General features: G+C 53.9%; 17 protein-coding genes. 6 read left to right on the plus strand and 11 right to left on the minus strand.

Annotated elements, in window-relative coordinates:
* Positions 1-507: 507 nt before the first annotated feature.
* Positions 508-705: a hypothetical protein gene (locus HCZ99_RS18130; protein WP_167448435.1), complete on the plus strand. Its 198-nt coding sequence runs from the start codon at positions 508-510 to the stop codon at positions 703-705.
* A 66-nt stretch (positions 706-771) separates the two neighbouring features.
* Here HCZ99_RS18130 and HCZ99_RS18135 read toward each other — a convergent pair whose 3' ends face one another.
* The gene (locus tag HCZ99_RS18135) at positions 772-1,830 is read right to left on the minus strand and encodes a helix-turn-helix domain-containing protein (RefSeq protein WP_167448436.1); all 1,059 of its coding nucleotides are present in this window, start codon (positions 1,828-1,830) and stop codon (positions 772-774) included.
* Positions 1,831-2,372: 542 nt separating this feature from the next.
* On the opposite strand from HCZ99_RS18135, the gene HCZ99_RS18140 reads away from it, so the two are divergent.
* The 3 genes from HCZ99_RS18140 (at position 2,373) to HCZ99_RS18150 (ending at position 4,096) form a co-directional block, all read left to right on the plus strand.
* A complete protein-coding gene (locus tag HCZ99_RS18140; protein WP_167448437.1) occupies positions 2,373-2,582 on the plus strand; it encodes a DUF3185 family protein in 210 nt (69 codons plus the stop codon).
* Between the two features lie 181 nt (positions 2,583-2,763).
* A complete protein-coding gene (locus tag HCZ99_RS18145) occupies positions 2,764-3,606 on the plus strand; it encodes a DODA-type extradiol aromatic ring-opening family dioxygenase (RefSeq protein ID WP_167448438.1) in 843 nt (280 codons plus the stop codon).
* A 67-nt stretch (positions 3,607-3,673) separates the two neighbouring features.
* Positions 3,674-4,096, plus strand: coding sequence for a secondary thiamine-phosphate synthase enzyme YjbQ (locus HCZ99_RS18150; protein ID WP_175581577.1), 423 nt, complete (start codon positions 3,674-3,676; stop codon positions 4,094-4,096).
* Positions 4,097-4,166: 70 nt separating this feature from the next.
* Here the strand turns inward: HCZ99_RS18150 and HCZ99_RS18155 are convergent, their stop codons facing one another.
* From HCZ99_RS18155 to HCZ99_RS18165, 3 genes are all read right to left on the minus strand, one after another.
* Positions 4,167-4,829: a TetR/AcrR family transcriptional regulator gene (locus HCZ99_RS18155; protein ID WP_254869739.1), complete on the minus strand. Its 663-nt coding sequence runs from the start codon at positions 4,827-4,829 to the stop codon at positions 4,167-4,169.
* Between the two features lie 42 nt (positions 4,830-4,871).
* The gene (locus HCZ99_RS18160; RefSeq protein WP_167448439.1) at positions 4,872-6,626 is read right to left on the minus strand and encodes a phosphoethanolamine transferase; all 1,755 of its coding nucleotides are present in this window, start codon (positions 6,624-6,626) and stop codon (positions 4,872-4,874) included.
* Between the two features lie 267 nt (positions 6,627-6,893).
* Complete coding sequence (locus HCZ99_RS18165) at positions 6,894-7,793, minus strand: DMT family transporter (protein ID WP_167448440.1); 900 nt, start codon at positions 7,791-7,793, stop codon at positions 6,894-6,896.
* Positions 7,794-8,101: 308 nt separating this feature from the next.
* On the opposite strand from HCZ99_RS18165, the gene HCZ99_RS18170 reads away from it, so the two are divergent.
* The gene (locus HCZ99_RS18170; protein WP_167448441.1) at positions 8,102-8,569 is read left to right on the plus strand and encodes a RidA family protein; all 468 of its coding nucleotides are present in this window, start codon (positions 8,102-8,104) and stop codon (positions 8,567-8,569) included.
* A 75-nt stretch (positions 8,570-8,644) separates the two neighbouring features.
* On the opposite strand, the gene HCZ99_RS18175 is transcribed toward HCZ99_RS18170, so the two are convergent.
* Positions 8,645-8,968 (minus strand): DMT family transporter, encoded by a 324-nt coding sequence (locus HCZ99_RS18175; protein ID WP_167448442.1) that lies wholly within the window; start codon positions 8,966-8,968, stop codon positions 8,645-8,647.
* A gap of 329 nt (positions 8,969-9,297) precedes the next feature.
* Between HCZ99_RS18175 and HCZ99_RS18180 the strand changes: the two genes are divergently transcribed.
* Positions 9,298-10,488: an FAD-dependent oxidoreductase gene (locus HCZ99_RS18180; protein WP_167448443.1), complete on the plus strand. Its 1,191-nt coding sequence runs from the start codon at positions 9,298-9,300 to the stop codon at positions 10,486-10,488.
* 97 nt (positions 10,489-10,585) lie between these two features.
* On the opposite strand, the gene HCZ99_RS18185 is transcribed toward HCZ99_RS18180, so the two are convergent.
* From HCZ99_RS18185 to HCZ99_RS18210, 6 genes are read right to left on the minus strand one after another with little or no spacing between them, the layout of a single operon-like run.
* Positions 10,586-11,416 carry a phosphodiesterase gene (locus tag HCZ99_RS18185; RefSeq protein ID WP_167448444.1) on the minus strand — a complete coding sequence of 277 codons (831 nt, stop codon included), beginning with the start codon at positions 11,414-11,416 and terminating at the stop codon, positions 10,586-10,588.
* 30 nt (positions 11,417-11,446) lie between these two features.
* Positions 11,447-12,559, minus strand: a complete 1,113-nt coding sequence (locus tag HCZ99_RS18190; RefSeq protein WP_167448445.1) for an ABC transporter ATP-binding protein — start codon at positions 12,557-12,559, stop codon at positions 11,447-11,449.
* Entirely contained in the window at positions 12,556-13,374 is an 819-nt protein-coding gene (locus HCZ99_RS18195; protein WP_167448446.1) for an ABC transporter permease, read from the minus strand. Before HCZ99_RS18195 ends, HCZ99_RS18190 begins: the two co-directional genes overlap by 4 nt.
* Before the next feature lie 2 nt (positions 13,375-13,376).
* Positions 13,377-14,285 (minus strand): ABC transporter permease, encoded by a 909-nt coding sequence (locus tag HCZ99_RS18200; protein ID WP_368484281.1) that lies wholly within the window; start codon positions 14,283-14,285, stop codon positions 13,377-13,379.
* Position 14,286: 1 nt separating this feature from the next.
* Positions 14,287-15,291 carry an ABC transporter substrate-binding protein gene (locus HCZ99_RS18205; protein WP_167448447.1) on the minus strand — a complete coding sequence of 335 codons (1,005 nt, stop codon included), beginning with the start codon at positions 15,289-15,291 and terminating at the stop codon, positions 14,287-14,289.
* A gap of 17 nt (positions 15,292-15,308) precedes the next feature.
* Positions 15,309-16,343 carry a LacI family DNA-binding transcriptional regulator gene (locus tag HCZ99_RS18210; RefSeq protein WP_167448448.1) on the minus strand — a complete coding sequence of 345 codons (1,035 nt, stop codon included), beginning with the start codon at positions 16,341-16,343 and terminating at the stop codon, positions 15,309-15,311.
* Between the last annotated feature and the right edge of the window lie 559 nt (positions 16,344-16,902).

Here is a 16,902-nt window from a genome sequence, read left to right on the forward strand (position 1 = left end):
GATATTGCCGACAATTCCGACAGCAGCACGGTTGAAATCAGCATGTCGATGCCGTTCTAACAACCGACATCAAAACACCGGGCACCAAACAACCGGCATAACCACAAACACCCCCGACCACACATCGGGGGTGTTTGTGGTTGGTGAATGGTGAAGGGTCACGACCAGCCTATTTCGCAACAAAAGGCTATCGCTCGATCTTCAAACCGTCATCACCCCTTTTCTTGAAAATCAGCCCAACAAAACGCCCCAAATGCGTCTTTACCCCGAAAATTGAGACGTTCTGCATACATTCTGAGACGTTCTGCATATTGGGCAATTTTCTTTCTGCTAAAATGAAGCCTTTGAAATAAACACAATGGGTCATGTAGACGCATTGAAACCATAAAAGGCGCTCTGATGCAGTCAGGAACGACGATACGCGCGACACAGGAATGCTCCTGCTTTCCGGTAAACGATGCGCACCCTTCGCTGCGAACTCCCTTACCGCAAGCTCCCTTACCCATCGTGGTCATTGACCAAAATCTGCCGGCCCTTGGCGCCCTCATTCAGTCCTATCTCGGACTGGCACAGATTGCCTTGGTGCCAAATCAACGGGCGGGACGTCGCCTTTTGGCCTCTTTGGCCAACCAAGATGTCGAAATTCTCGCGGTAATTGGGTTTTCCGCCGATATCTGCCCAACCGGATCATCGGGCAGGAACTAAGAAAACGGATCGTATGGCAGAAGCGGCCAGCAGGCTGCCTGCTTAATTTCTAGGGATGACAAGCCGTTAGCCCAACGAATGCAACCAGTTTTCGTAGCGGGTATCAATCGCATTACTGACACGCTTGGCCGCAGGTGTCGGCCGATGACCTGCCCGCACATCGCCCGGAGTAATGTCATATTTCGCCCGAAACGCACGGATGAAACTGGCATCCGATGTATAGCCACATTCCAACCCGATATCATAGACTGACCGATGAACCTGTTTCGGATCGTTCAAAAGCTTAAGACCATGCTTTAAACGCATGTCGCGCACGTGGTTTTTCACCCCGCCATAGGCATCAAAAAGGCGATACAACGCCGCCCGCGAAACGCCAAGATCGGATGCCGCCTTCTCAGGCGTCAAATCCGGTGACAACAAATTGTCGCGGAAATACCGTCGGATCATAACCTGCTTTTCGATGTCCTGACGTTGCGCATGCATCTCGGCTGTTTCCCGATAGGCCGAATTCATCGAATTGGCCAACAGCATCACGATGGTTTGCTTTAAAACAGCAATCTGATCATCTTCGAGAAAATCGATATTGTTGTGCAATGTCATGATTTGATCGTGGGCAAGCCGCACGATTGGATCATTGGCCGTCAAAAATCGAAGATTGTGGTCATCTGGATTGATCAGCCGCTCTTCCAAAGGCTGCCGCGGAATAAACAGATGCAAAGAGTCAAATTCACTGGTCTGGGCCTCGGTATGCTGCGCGCAATCAAGCAACAGAAAACCACCCCCATGGCCAAGCGACGTCCCCCCGCGGCCCAACTCGCTTTGCACAACACCATCGGTATAAATCTGAATGTTATAGTGATCCATGCCGTCGCGCGCGAACATCTGTGAAGACCGCACAAACCGTTGTGACCGGCTTTGCGCCTGGATCATCAACATATCTTGGTGCCGCCACGACGTCAGATTGGCGGCAAAATCTTCGCTTCTGATATCACGGGGCGCATCAACGTCGTAAATACAGCTGATGCTGTCTTTCCAAACGTCGAACCGATCCTTACGCGCGACCCCGTCGAGGGTAAAAAACGATCTCTCGACGGTTTGTTTTTTGGGAATTATGGTCTCTTCCATGGAGCATGCGATCTTAAAGGGTGTGCATTATAAAATTAGACTGACCTAAATTTCGTTTTTCTTCAAGTTTTCCAATCCTTTCGATCCCATATCATCTATCATTCAACGTTTGATCGAACGGCACTGGCACAATGAAACCGCATTAAATGTGCCTAAATCGTCTTCACGCGCGAACAAGTTGGGAACAACTTGCTATCAACCGACGTTGTCCTAGGGTCTGAACCCAATTCAATGTTTAAAATGGCATCAGAACAAGCAAGACATGCAAGGAAATCTCCGCCGCGCGGGGTGTTGCCCCGGGCAAGGGGATTGACGCAGCAGGTCGCAGAGTGTCCTGATGTCCTTCGGATCGGAGGAATTTGCACGGGCTATTACGTCGCATCACCTTGCAAGGCAGCAAGCCTTGCTGCGGTGAAGCTCCTGATATCCGCACACATTCCTCACGACCATTTCAAGCATTGAATTGGGTTCAGACCCTAGCTACCGCATATATTTGAAAATTATCTCTCAAATAAAAATTGCACAAAACAGGAGAAAACATCATGTCCATCGGTCGCATTCTCGGCGTTGTTATCCTCGTTATCGGCATTGGCCTTTTGGTCACCGGCTATAACGCATCGGAAAGCGCTGTTGATCAGATTTCCGAAACGCTCGTTGGCCGCTATACCGATGAAACCATCTGGTATCTGATTGGCGGGATCGCTGGCATCGTTGCTGGTGTGCTTCTGCTGCTGTTTGGCCGTCGCCGCTAAGCACTAAGATACAACACCTGTTGCCGATGCTTGGGACCCTATTGCCCAAACCTTATCGCACCCCATAGGGTTTGGGCAGTACAGGCATCGGCAACAGACTGTTGACGAACAGCGTATGGTCAGAATTTCGCTTTGGCACCATAGTTACGGCAAATGATCTCATTGACCGAGGTGCCCGATTATGACCAACGCATCCCAAAACACCCCCAAAGCATCGTCCCCAAACGCTGCTTTAAGCTTATCCCCCCTCTTTATCTCCCACGGTTCGCCGATGCTGGTTGCGCGTCAAAGCACGCCAGCCTTTGATTTCTTTATCGGGGACCTTGGCCGTCATCTGGACGGTGTGCGGGCGATTTTGATGGTATCGGCCCATTGGCAAACCGATGTGCCAACCATCTCAACCGCGCAGACGCAAGAAACCATTCACGACTTTTACGGCTTCCCGCAATCGCTTTATGATCTGCAGTATCCGGCAAAGGGTGCCCCCGAACTGGCCCAACAGATTGCCGATCTGATCGGGGTTAAAACCGATGACAGCCGCGGCCTTGACCACGGTGCATGGATGCCACTTATCCTCGCCCGGCCAACGGCGGACATTCCGGTGTTTCAGCTTTCAATCCTGACCAACGGCAGCCCCAAGGATCATTTCGATCTGGGTAAAAAGCTGCGCGCTTTGCGTGATCTTGGCGTTCTGGTCATCGCCAGTGGTGCAATGACCCATAATCTGCGCGCGCTTGATCACGCCGAAGGCCCGATTGATCCATGGGCGACCGAATTTACCAACTGGATGATCGACAAGGTCAAATCACACGATATTGACGCCCTTCTTGATTATCGCGTGCGCGCCCCGCATGCGCGTATGGCCCATCCGCAGGACGATCATTTGATGCCGTTTTACGTCGCCCTTGGGGCCGCATCAGATGACTTTACCGCCAACCTGCTCCATGACAGTTATGAATTTGGCAACCTTGCCATGACCGCCCTTCGCTTCTACGATCAGGGCGAAATCAAAACCGCCGCCTGATGCGATATGGCATTGCCTTCCGTCATGCGGCCTTAACGCCCCATCGCCCGGACGGAAGGCCACCGCCATGCTGTCGCAAGACCAGACCACACTTGAAATTCGCACCAACGGTCAGGGTCTGACCGAAATAACCGACCCCATCCAATCATGGGTCGCCCAATCGGGCATCCGGTCTGGACAACTAACAGTGTTTGTCCGACACACATCGGCAAGCCTGACCATTCAGGAAAATGCTGATCCGGATGTGCGCCTTGATCTGGAAACCTTCTTTGCCCAACTGGTGCAAGAAAACCCCAGCCTCTATCGCCACACCTGCGAAGGGCCAGACGACATGCCCGCCCACATCAAATCAAGCTTGACCGATGTGTCGCTGACCATTCCGGTCGGCGATGGCTATGCCATGCTCGGCACATGGCAGGGCGTCTATCTGTTCGAGCACCGCCATATGCCCCATCGCCGCCAAGTCGTGCTGCATTTGATTGGCGAATAATCGCCCGTCAATCCGACCATCTTTTAGATCGCTTTTGCACCTAAAGAAGAAAAACTAATCAAAAAAACAGTCAGGCCGCAAGATCAGGCACACACACCCAAAGCCCCGTCACCTGCGTTTCCAGCAATTCACGCAAGGTCGCGCACATGTCTTCGCAGTCAAAACTCTGCAGACTGATATGCTGGTGAATGGTGAACAAAAACAGCGCCATAATCGTCTTGCGGATCAAAGGGACGGGGATGTCGGGATTAAGCTCCCCGTCAAGTTGCGCATCTTCGATCAACGCCTTGATCGCGCACAAAAGCCCGCTGCCCTGCATGATGTCATGCACCGCCCCTTTGCGCGGGGTAAAGACGACCTGTTGCAAAATCACCTGCCACAGCCCGGGCTGAAAAGCGATCTGCGCAAAGCGATAAGACGCGATATGCATCAACTTGTCGACAAAGCACCAGTCGGGCTCCATCGTATGAAGCCCGCGCTCAATCGCCTCGGCCATATGTTCGCCAAGGCTGGCAACAACCAGTTCTTCCTTCGTCGGAAAATGGCTGAAAATCGTGCCTTCAGCCACCCCGGCCTGCGCAGCAATCGCCCGTGTGGAGGCGTTTTCAAAACCCAATTGGTCAAAACAGCTGCGTGCAGCCGCAAGGATTTTTCGACGGGTCTCTTCACGCTGCTTGATCCGGGAATTCATCGCCACCTCGATTAAATGAGCAAACTCAATGAGTGAACTCAATTAATCGAGGTATCTGGTATCTGTCAATGATTGATACAATGATTACTGAAGCTTGGCGGTTGGCTCGGTCTTAATATCTGCCCCTAAATCCGCGCTATACGTAATGTCCTCGCAGGCGGCAAAGATATCGAGCTTCTTGTTATAGACAGTGGTTTGAACCCCCATCACGCCCAACACGGTCGAATACAGATTGTCGTGGGAAAACTGCCCCGTTTTCGCGGCTTGGCCAAGGCAATCGGGGTTGATCGCCCGTGATGCCGCAAAACCCGGCGACATCCAGGTAAACATCGGCACATGGGTTTGCTCATCAGGTGCAAACATATAAGGCGCACCGTGCAAATACATCCCGCTTTCGCCCAATGATTCCCCGTGATCAGACACATACAACAGCACCGTGTTAAACCGGTCCTGGTATGACGCCAGTTTCTTGGTCAATTCGGCAATCACAAAATCCGTATAGCGAATGGTGTTGTCATAGGTATTGACCAATTCCTGCTGGGTGCAATTTTCAATGTCGCTGCGCGGACAATCGGGGGTAAAGAACCGGTACTCTGCCGGATAGCGCTTGAAATAGGTTGGCCCGTGGCTGCCCATTAAATGGAACGTGATCAACCGATCGCCCGAAAGTGCCGAAATCTGGTCATCCAATCCTTCCAGCATCACCGCGTCAAGGCACGCCCCACCCTTGCAATATTGCGGAAAGTCATCCGGGTTGATCGTGACGTGATTGGTGCGATCGCATGTGCCTTTACACCCGCCGTCATTTTCCTTCCACAGCACGGAAACACCGGCCTTGGCAACCACATCCATCAGGCTTTCGCTATGTTGGGCAACCTCCCCGTCATAGCCATCATGACGCATGTTTGAAAACATACACGGCACCGAAACCGCCGTTGCCGTCCCGCAGGACCGCACATTCTGAAACGCCAAAATCCCCGGAATATCGCGCGTGAAAACCGATGTTGGCCGCCCGTACCCATTGGCCTGCACACTTTGCGCCCGCGCGGTTTCGCCAATCAGCAAAAACATCATGGTCGGTTTGCCATTGGCGTTTGCCTGCACCACCTGATGGGCATCATCGCCCACAGTGCGAAACGGCATCTGCGATGATAAAAACCGTCGTTTGGTATATTTGATCGTCCCGGTAACGTAATTCACCGGCGAAACTTCCTTACCAAGCACCTTGTGATTGCGCCCGACCGATGCGTAATCCTTGAAATAAAGCCCGGCAATCCCGCCCAGCATCACAAACGGGATCAGCATCATCAAAATCCGCTGCCCGACCCCGCGCACAATGGTCTTGGGATAGCGGATCGGCATCAAAATCAGGATCACAACCGGCACAATCCCGGTCAAAACAAACCACAAAACCGCTTGCAGGTTTAAATAGGATGCTGCCTCCACCGTGTCGGTTTCAACGATATTTTCGATCATGCTGCGGTCAAACACGATGCCATATTTCACCATCGCATAATTGGCCAGCGCACCTGTGATCAGCAACATCACGAAAAACGGTTTCAGGACGTATTTGAACGAAAACGGCGTAAACAAAACCAACGACCCAAACAGCAACACAAACGGCGCACTGGCCGCAAAGCCAAGGTCATAATCACCAAGCCCACCCAAAATGCCGTAAAAATGCGCCAACGCCCGCCAGTTCAAAACCACCGCGAAATAAAGGGCCAGAACCGCAATCACCACCCGGTAATCAACGGCCGGCAATTTCGATGAAATGCGCGAAAGGGGCTTAAACAAAGGCGAAAACGGCGGCTTAAACGGCGACTTAAATCGGGACATTGATACTCGCATGCTTGCTGGACCAACCACCCCGCCCCTTTGGGGCCATCCCGAAACGGTCCGGGATGAAGGCCAACATATGCGCGGCCCTTAAGGTCGTCGGTCATGATGACGGACACCTGTCATCTACCGACCCAACCTGACGCCAACCTGAACCCCGCCCCGAAGCCAACCTGTAAATGCCCGCAAAATAAAAAAGGCGATGCCCAAAGACACCGCCTGTTATCTCGTATCAAAACCGATCCGCGCAGTTGGTCCGAAACGCCCCTATTCCGCGGCACTTTCGCGCAATCGGCGTCCGGCACGCATGCCCAAAACGCTATGCACAATCAGGGTGGCAATCACCACCGCCCCACAAATAAACGTCATTTTGCTCGGCACTTCGTGAACAAACAACCACACCAAAAGCGACCCAAAAATCGCTTCGTTCAGCATAATAAGCCCAACCTCGGCGGCGGGAATTTTGCGCGCCCCGGCCGATAAGAACAGGAACGAAACCGGCACCACCCAGAACCCCAAAATCAAAAGCCACACCCAATCAATCCCATAAACCTCGGTCGGCTGGGCGGCGGGTGCCATCGCAAGGGTCGCGATAAACGCGCCAAACAGCATGCCTTTGACCTCGTCCATCTTGGGCCGCGCACTGATCACATTTAAAAAACCGGCCATGCAAAATGCCGCACATAGCGCCAAAATATCGCCCAGCGCATTTTCCCCGCCAAACCCGGCACCGACAATCAAAACCAACGCGGCCAAAACCACCAAGGACGCCACCCACGTCCGCATCGGAAGCGCACGCTTAAAAATAAACATCCCCATCAACCCGGCCAAAAGCGGCGTTGCGGAAATAATCACCAAGGTATTGGCCGCATCGGTATTGCGCACCGACAGGATGAACAGAACACTGGTCCCGGCATAAAAAATCCCGGTCAGGATTTCATCTTTGCCCGGCATGATGGCCTGAACAATTCCCTGCCCGCGCTCCACCCCACGCCAAAGGGCAACCCCCAAAAGTGCGATGGTCAAAAAGCACACCCGCCAAAAGGTCGCGGTCATGTCATCGGCATGGATCAACCGGATCAACAGCGCATCGGGCGATAAAATCGCAATCCCGATCAGGGCCAAAAGCCCGCCATGCAAATTCCCAATCCGCTTACGCAAAGACATCAAATCTCATCCCCAACCAAGTGATTTCCCCCTCCCCATCGCGCCACGCTTTCTCTTTTTGCTATCGATACCCGATACATGCGTGATCTGTGCGGGGGGCTATAAGGACGCGGCGATAAGCGCGCGGCCGTAAACCCCGGATAACACTGCGGTTCTTTCCCACCGATGGCAAATTGATTTTTCTCATCCCACCGTGCGCCCGGCCCCTCGATGGTTCTGCGATCCAAAAGAAACTGTTTTGTTCAGCCCGCAAGATCGCTAAGTTTGCCAAAGCATTCTGCGTCCCCACAGTAAAAGGATCCATTCGCATGGCTGGAAAAATTGACGCCCATCTTGCCGATCTTGGCATCACCCTGCCAACCGCCACCGCCCCGGTTGCCAATTACGTGCCCTATGTAGTCTCGGGCAACCTTGTTCATATCTCGGGCCAGATCACCATGGAAAATGGCGAACTGAAATTCGTTGGCAAACTCGGCAAGGATTATCAGGTGGAAGACGGCCAAAAAGCCGCCCGCCTGTGCGCGCTCAATCTGGTGGCACAGCTCAAATCGGCCATCGGCGATCTCGATAAAGTCACCCGCGTTGTCAAACTGAACGCCTTTGTGAATTCCGATCCGGCCTTCACCGATCAGCCAAAAGTCGTCAATGGCGCGTCTGACACCATGGTTGAAATCTTTGGCGATGCGGGCAAACACGCCCGTTCTGCTGTCGGCGTGGCCTCTTTGCCGCTTGGCGTTGCTGTTGAAATTGACGGCATTTTCGAAGTCGCCAACTAAGCACCCGTGACGGTCCAAACATCATAAAGCCGGGCATCTGCCCGGCTTTTATTTTGGTCATGGTATGGGCTTGGCTTAGCTCTCGTTGCTGATCGCCTTAAGCCCGACAACCCCGCCAATAATCATCAAAAGGAAAATGCCCTTTAACGCGGTCATCGGTTCTTTGAAAAACACCAAACCAATAATCGCCACCGCCGCGGTACCAAGCCCGGCCCAAACCGCATAGGCCGTGCTGACCGGGATGACCCGCAAGGTCAGGGATAACACCCAAAAGCTCAGGCCATAAACGGCCAAGCTCAGCGCCGAAAACCGCCAGTCGGTAAATCCGTTGGAAAATTTAAGCGACACCGTCCCGATCACTTCAAGACCGATTGCCGCAATCAGATAAACCCAGGACATGCTCTTCCATTCCTTGCTTGGTCAACGCGTTAGGACGCATCACGCCACACGTATTTTGTTCGCGCCACCATGCCCGAACTTATCCCCGGCGGCAATGCTCTGCACGTGTCCGGGCACATCTCAGGCGCACATAACGCGCCGCACCGCACAACAATTTCCCCCACACACGACCCATATCAATCCATTTGCCAAAACGGGTGCGTATAAATATTGCGTCCACCGGGCCAAACGGGCACATTGCCCGGACCATTCATGGCGCACCAAATACCAACTTGCTGGCGTCAGCAAACCACCTGACGCACGATGCCAAAAGACCAAGGAACACGTTGATGATCAAAACCGATATTCTGATCGCGGGCGGCGGGATCGCCGGGATGAGTGCCGCGGCACGCCTTGCCGCAGACGGACATGCCATCATCATCGTGGACCCGGCCCCCGCCGACATTGGCGAAGGCACCGATTTGCGCACCACCGCCTTTTTGGAACCGGGAATCGAAACCCTTAAAAAAGCTGGTGTCTGGGATGCCATCAAACCGACCGGTGCGGAACTTCGCGTCATGCGCATCGTCGATGCCGGTGGCACCGAACGCACCCCGCGCGAAACCGCCGACTTTGATGGCGCTGAAACCACACAAGGTTTCTTTGGCTGGAACGTGTCAAACAAGGCTGCGCGCGTCACCCTGATGGCAAAGCTGGCAAAGCTCGATAACGTCGAATTTCGCTTTTCCACCACCGTCACCGGCTTTACCGGCACCGCACGGGCGGGCGTCGCCCAACTATCTGACGGCGAAACGGTTGAGGCGAAATTGGTCATCGCCGCCGATGGCCGCAATTCATCGCTGCGCGAAATGGCCGGGATTAAGCATAAACGCTGGGCCTATGATCAAAGTGCGCTGGTCTTTGTCGTCACCCATGACAAACCCCACGATAATATCTCAACCGAAATTCACCGCACCGGCGGCCCGCTGACCCTTGTGCCGATGCCTGATTTGGATGGCAAGCCGTGCTCGTCGGTTGTCTGGATGGTCCCCAACGACCGCGCATCTGATCTGAACGCCATGAGTGACGATGCGTTGTCGGCTGAAATCACCCATGACACCATGAACCTGTTTGGCCCCCTGACGGTCGCAAGCCCGCGTGCCGTCTGGCCGATGATTTCACAAGTCCCATCGCGCCTGATTTCCGCCCGCTTGGCCCTGATTGCGGAATCCGCCCATGTCGTTCCGCCGATCGGTGCGCAGGGGCTTAATATGAGCCTGCATGACATCGAAACCTTGGCCCAGCTGATGGCAAAGGCCAAATTCAACAATGATGACATCGGCGCCACCACCCTGCTGAAATCCTACGAACGCAAACAACTGCCCAAAACCCTCGCCCGGGTGGGCGGCATTGATTTGCTCAACCGCGCCTCGATGTTTGAACCCAAAACACTGCGCGACCTGCGCTATGCTGGCCTTTCCGCCATCAACCGCATCGGCCCACTGCGCAAACTCGCAATTAAGGTTGGCGTGGGCAAGTAACAGCGTTCCACTGCCCTTCAAACTCAAAAAAGGCCCGCCAGATTGGCGGGCCTTTTGCATTATCGCAGGCTATGGTGACTTTCTCGCCACCTTATCCTCAGACAATCAACTTACCAGTCTCATCAAAAAACGGATGTGGCCCGTCATGGCGGTCGATATAGGCCATATGCGTCATCAGGTTTTTCTGATCCGCATCCCAAACATGCAAATGAAGGGCTGGCGGCTCCATCACAAAGGCCGATGCTCCACCAACCCGTAAATCAAATGCCACCTGATGGGCGACTGACGGTCCGATGCTTAACGGCACCCCGGCCCAGATCGTATGGATCGGGCGATGCACATGGCCGCAAATAATCGCCCGGATACGGTCGCGATGTGCCCGAACAATGTCGGCCAGACCATCCGCCCCCGCACCAAGATTTTGCACATCCATATGCGTAATCCCCGTCAGGATCGGCGGATGATGCAAGAAAATCAGGCAATCGCGTTCATCTTCTTCGGCCAACACATCGCGCAGCCAATCAAGCTGTTCGGTGGGCAAAACCCCACCGGGTTTTCCTTCCTCCAGCGTATCAAGCGCAATGAGACGCAGGTCAAAATCATCAACAACGTAATTCACAAACGCCTGTCCCGACGCAACGGGTGTTGCATCGGGAAACGCCGCACAAAGCGGCGCACGACAATCATGATTACCCGGCACCATGAAATACGGAATGGTCAGGTCTTTCAGGATTTCGGCGACCAACGCATATTCGTCGGGCGTGCCAAGATCACCGATATCGCCGGTAAACAGGACCACATCCGGGCGCGGCTCCATCGACATCACATAGGCCACCGCATTTTCAAGCGCGCCTGCCGTATCCACCTTGCGATAGGCAAGCCTGCGCCCCGCCCCGATATGCAGGTCGGTCAATTGTGCAATCAGCATCTTTTTATCTTTCTTGAGGATCTATCGTGCTTACGAAACAGCGTGGGCACTTTGGTTTGCAGCACTGTTTCCTGCGCCAGCCCCAACCGGGAAAACCGTCAACCGATCCGGATTAATCTGGCAATGCACATCAGCACCTGGCGCAATCACGTCATCGGCATGGGTATCGACAATCACCGCCTGCGCGCCAATCCCCGATACGGTTAACCGCAACCGTTCCCCCAAATACGAAACGGCTTCAACCCGGCCCGTCACGTGGGCACGCGCCGCGTCACAAGTCGAAAGACCATCAGCCCGGAAAAACAGCTCAACCGGGCCCTGATCAATGATCGCCCCGTGGCGTGGATCAAACGCATCGACCGCATCAAAAACATGGGTGCCGATATGCAGCCGTCCATCGCGCATCTGCCCATCCAACCGGTTGGCCGCCCCGACAAAGTCGGCAACGAACGGGTTTTGCGGCTTGCGGTAAATCTCGCGCGGTGTGCCGATCTGGGCGATTTCACCCTTTTGCATCACCACAATCCGATCCCCCAGCGCCATGGCTTCTTCTTGGTCATGCGTCACATAAACTGCCGTAATACCCAGCTTGCGCAACAGGGCATTAATCTCGGTACGAAGGCGCACACGCAACTTGGCATCAAGGGCGGTTAACGGCTCATCCAGCAACAAGACACGCGGCTGTACCGCGATTGCCCGTGCAAGGGCCACGCGCTGGCGCTGCCCGCCCGAAAGCTGATCAATCCGCCGATCCGCCAGCATTTCGATATGCATCATTTCAAGCATATCTTTAACCCGCGCATCGCTTTCTTCGCGCGAAACCCCATGCACTTTCAGGCCATAGGCAACATTCTGTGCCACGGTCATATTGGGAAACAGCGCATAAGACTGAAACACCATCCCCACCCGGCGCTTTTCAATCGATTGATGGGTCACATCGTCACCATCAAACGTGATCACACCGCCCTTATCGGGGAATTCCAACCCGGCAATCATGCGCAAAATCGTCGTCTTGCCACAGCCCGACGGGCCCAACAAAACAATCGTTTCCCCGCCCTCGATGGTCAAATCGAACGGTGCCAATGCCCGTGTGCCATCGCCAAAGGTTTTCGCACAATCGCGAAGTCTGATCTGTGTGCTCATAACGTATCCTCCGCCGTATCAATGCGCTTGGACGCACGCTTGCCTCGATCGGCAAGGGCCTGCATCGCAATCAGCAACGGCATAATCAGTATAAAGAAAATCAGGGTATAGGCGCTGCCGATCTCAAGGCGCATCGACGCATATGCATCGGCAAGCCCCACCGGCAACGTCTTGGTCAGCGGCGTGTGAAGCATCCACGTCAGATTGAATTCCCCAATCGACAAGGTTACCACCATCAACGCACCGGCCAGAATGCCCGGCTTGGCATTGGGCACGATCACGGTAAAGAACCGCCGCCAGAACCCAGCCCCAAGGCTGGCCGCCCCTTCTTCAAGCATTTTCATATCCATCGCCGACATCACCGCCGCGACGGACCGCACCATAAACGGCAAGGTAAACAACACATGCCCGGTCAAAATGAAAAGCCAGCTTGATCGGTATCCACTGACCCCGCCATAGGTAATCAAAAGCGCCAATGCCAACGCCAAACCCGGTATCGCAACCGGCAGGGTCAAAAGTTCTTCAAACAAACGGGTCAACCGACCGGGCCTGCGCACCAACACATACGCCAGCGGCACACCGGCCACCAACGTCACCGCCAAACACACCAACGCAATCCAAAGCGACAGCATGATACTGCTGGCATAAAGGTCCCAGACCTCGATAATCCAGCGCAACGTCAAGCCCGATGACAGCCCCTTAAAGACATTAACGGTCACCCCCGCCAAGGCGGACATCCCAACCGGGATCACGATAAACAGGCACAACAAAACCGTCAGGCCAAGCTGGCTGTAAAATTTCCAATCACGGCGCATGATCATGCTCCTCCGCGTGCGGCGGTATCGGCCGATGAGCCAACAAAACACCGAACGGCAAACAGAACCGCCCACGTCATTGCCCCCAACGCGATGCTCAGCGCTGCGGCAACGGCCACATTGGCGTTTCGGGTAAACTCGGTATAGATCACCATCGGCAACACATCGATATCGGTCGCCAACGTAAAGGCCGTGCCAAATGCCCCCATGGCGGTGGCAAAGCAAATCGCCCCAGACGACACAAGGCCGGGCATCAAACCGGGCAGGATCACATCCTTGATCACCCGCCATGTCGGCGCGCCAAGCGACCGTGCTGCTTCTTCAAGTTGCGGATCAAGCTTCTCGGCCGATGCCATCACCGCCAAAATCACCCGTGGGATCGAAAAGTATAAATAGCCGATAAACAGCCCGCTGATCTCATAGGCAAAGACGAGTTTCTCATCAAACAGCGCATCCGTAACACTGCCAATAACGCCCTGCCGACCCGCCAGCATAATCACCATAAAGCCAACAACCGTCCCCGGAAAAGACAGCGGCAAAGTCAAAAGCGCCATCAGCATATTGCGCCCGGCAAACCGGTTGCGCACCAAAAACAGGCCACAAACCCCACACAGGATAAGGGCGGTTAACGTCACCCCTGCCGACATCAAAAGCGTCTGAACCAAACTGGCAAAATACCGCCCGTTGGTCAGGATCACGAAATAGGTCGCCCACCCATCAGGCCCGTCTGCCACCCGCATCGCCACAAGTGCGAGCGGGATCAGGAAAAACGCCGCCACAATGATAATCCCCGGCGTCATCAAAAGGGCCAAGATCGCGGGGCTTCCGGCACCGGGGGTGGCGCGGCGCAAAAAACCAAATGGGAAAGAAGGGCGCGAACGCCCCTCTTGAATATTTTGAACCGACGACACCTTAGCGCACCTCAGACAGGTAACGTTCGCCAAAGCCCGACTGAACCTCTGCCATCTTGGCGTAATCAACCGGTTTGGATCGTTCATAATCGGCTGCTGGCAGGAATTTCTTGGATGCTTCTTCTGACATCGCCGATGCAATTACCGGACGCAGGAAGGCATTCGCCCAATGGGCTTGCCCGTCATCGGACATCACATAATCCAGAACCTTTTTGCCATTCTCGGCATGCGGTCCGTTTTTCACCAGGCTCATGACGTATGGCACCGCAACCGTTCCTTCGCTCGGAATGACAAAGGAAACATCTGCTTCGTCTTTGTATTTCGCACGGTACGCGTTGAAATCGTAATCGATCAGGATCGGAATTTCACCCGACAGAACCCGCGCATAGGCGGTCTGTTTTGGCACGATCGGATCGTTTTCTTTCAGCTTCTTGAAAAATTCGATGCCCGGCGTGAAATCATCAAGCGTTCCGCCCATCGCACGGTTGATCGCAACGGCCCCGGCATAGCCGACAAACGCACTCGACGGATCAAGATACCCGACCATGCCTTTGTATTCCGGCTTCAAAAGATCCGACCAGCTTTGCGGAACGGCGGCACCGTCAAGCGCCTCGGTATTGACGAACAATCCGATGGTGCCTGAATGAATGGCAAACCACGCGCCTTCGGGATCTTTCAAGCCGTCTGGGATTTTATCGAAATTGGCCGGTTTATAATTCGCCACCACGTCTTGCTGCTTGGCTTTGATGCCAAACGACACGCCGTAATAGGCAACATCGGCAACCGGATTGTCTTTTTCCGCCAAAAGCTGTGACAACGTCTGGCCAGAATTTTTGTTGTCTTGCGGCACATCGATCTTAAGATCGCGCGCAATGTTTTTAAGCTGCCCACCCCAGTCAGCCCATTCCGGCGGACAGTTATAGCAAATCGCAACATCGTCAGCAAAAGCAGGCTGCGCCGCCACAACGGCAAACGCGGCACCCATCACAAGTTGTTTGAAACGCACTTTTGATCTTCCTATAATCAAGTTGATGAACAGTGCTGGTCGGTGCCACGGTACGATCCGATGGACTCTCCAGCGCTTAGATGATGAGGCAGCAACAAACTCTGTGGGTTTGCCTGCCCCTTGATCAGGCCGCGCAGGAATGCAAGCGCCTGCCGGCCCATCTCTTGGGTGGGTTGAACTGCCGAACACAGCTTTGGCGTGATCAGCCCACCCACCGAAATTCCGTCAATCCCGCCAACCGACACATCATCGGGCACCGACAATCCATGTGCGCGACACGCATTCATCGCGGCAATCGCCAACATGTCGGTTGAACACACAACCCCGGTGACCTTTTCTGGCCCACATAGCAACGCGCCCAACGGGCCAACCAAATCGGCCTCATCAAAGCGCACCTGCACCAGGTTCTTTTGGGGGATCCCGGCATCATCAAGGGCACGGCAAAACCCGTCATAGCGTTGGCGCGACCGGTCTGAACTTTCAAAATGCCCGGCCACCATCGCAAGCGACCGGTGCCCTTTGGCAATCATGGCGGTGGTAATGTCATAGGCCGACTGCGCGTTATCGACACTGATCGCGGCGATGTCGGCACGGCTTGGCTGGTTAAACAGCAACACAAACGGGATTTTTTCCGCCAACAGCAAATCAACAACCGGGTTGTTGTCCGCATTCGCCAGCGTCAGGATCAATCCATCGACGCGATTATTCAAAAGGGCCGAAACCGCCCCCATTTCGCGTTCGGGATCATAATTTGATGACGTCAAAAGAACCGTCAGACCCTTGGCATTGGCATCCTGCTCAATGCCCTGCACCGCGGTTGCAAACACCGGATTGGCAAGGGTCGGCACCACAACACCGACCGTGCGGGTATGGGTCATCTTTAACCGGCGGCCATTGATGTTGGGCCGATAATTCAGATACGCCATCGCCGCCGTCACGACCTTCGCCGTTTCGGCTGGCACCTGATCGGGGAAATTAATCACCCGCGATACGGTGGCAATGGACAAACCTGATTTGCGCGCAACATCGCGCATGGTGGGTTTCGATGACATTCACAACAACTCCTGTAACGCCCCCACCATAGCGACGCTAAAAGTCAGTCTGATAACGTATTTGTTGCAGTTTCATGAAGGTTTGAAACGTTTACATTGGCGGAAAACAGCCATTCCCGCGATCAAGCTAAACCAATGGTTTTAGCGGTCATGCCGTCTTCCACGAAAGGTACCCGGTTAAAAATCAATAGCATGGGGACGCATCGCAAACCTCAATCATTCTTGGAAAATCTCAAGAATCCCAACAAAACATCACCGCGACGAATGGGTGCACATTCACGTCACAGAAAGCCGCGCCCGCTGAGAAAGCCATTCGTTATTTTTCCTTATCTTTCAATTCACTAAATCGCTTTTCACCCTAATTAATAGAACCCAAAATCGGTAAAACAACCATTGATATAAAATTAAATTAGTATAACCTTATAGTTGAAATCATGTGGGGACAGTTTCAAATGCTAAATACCAGTCAATCAGATCCAGCCGGGAACACAGTGATAAATATTCTGCTTGCTCAGGATGGCATCCCATTTTTCCCGGAACATGCTCATTTCGTTACACT

The organism is Thalassospira lucentensis, assembly GCF_011806425.1.
GTDB lineage: Bacteria > Pseudomonadota > Alphaproteobacteria > Rhodospirillales > Thalassospiraceae > Thalassospira > Thalassospira lucentensis_B.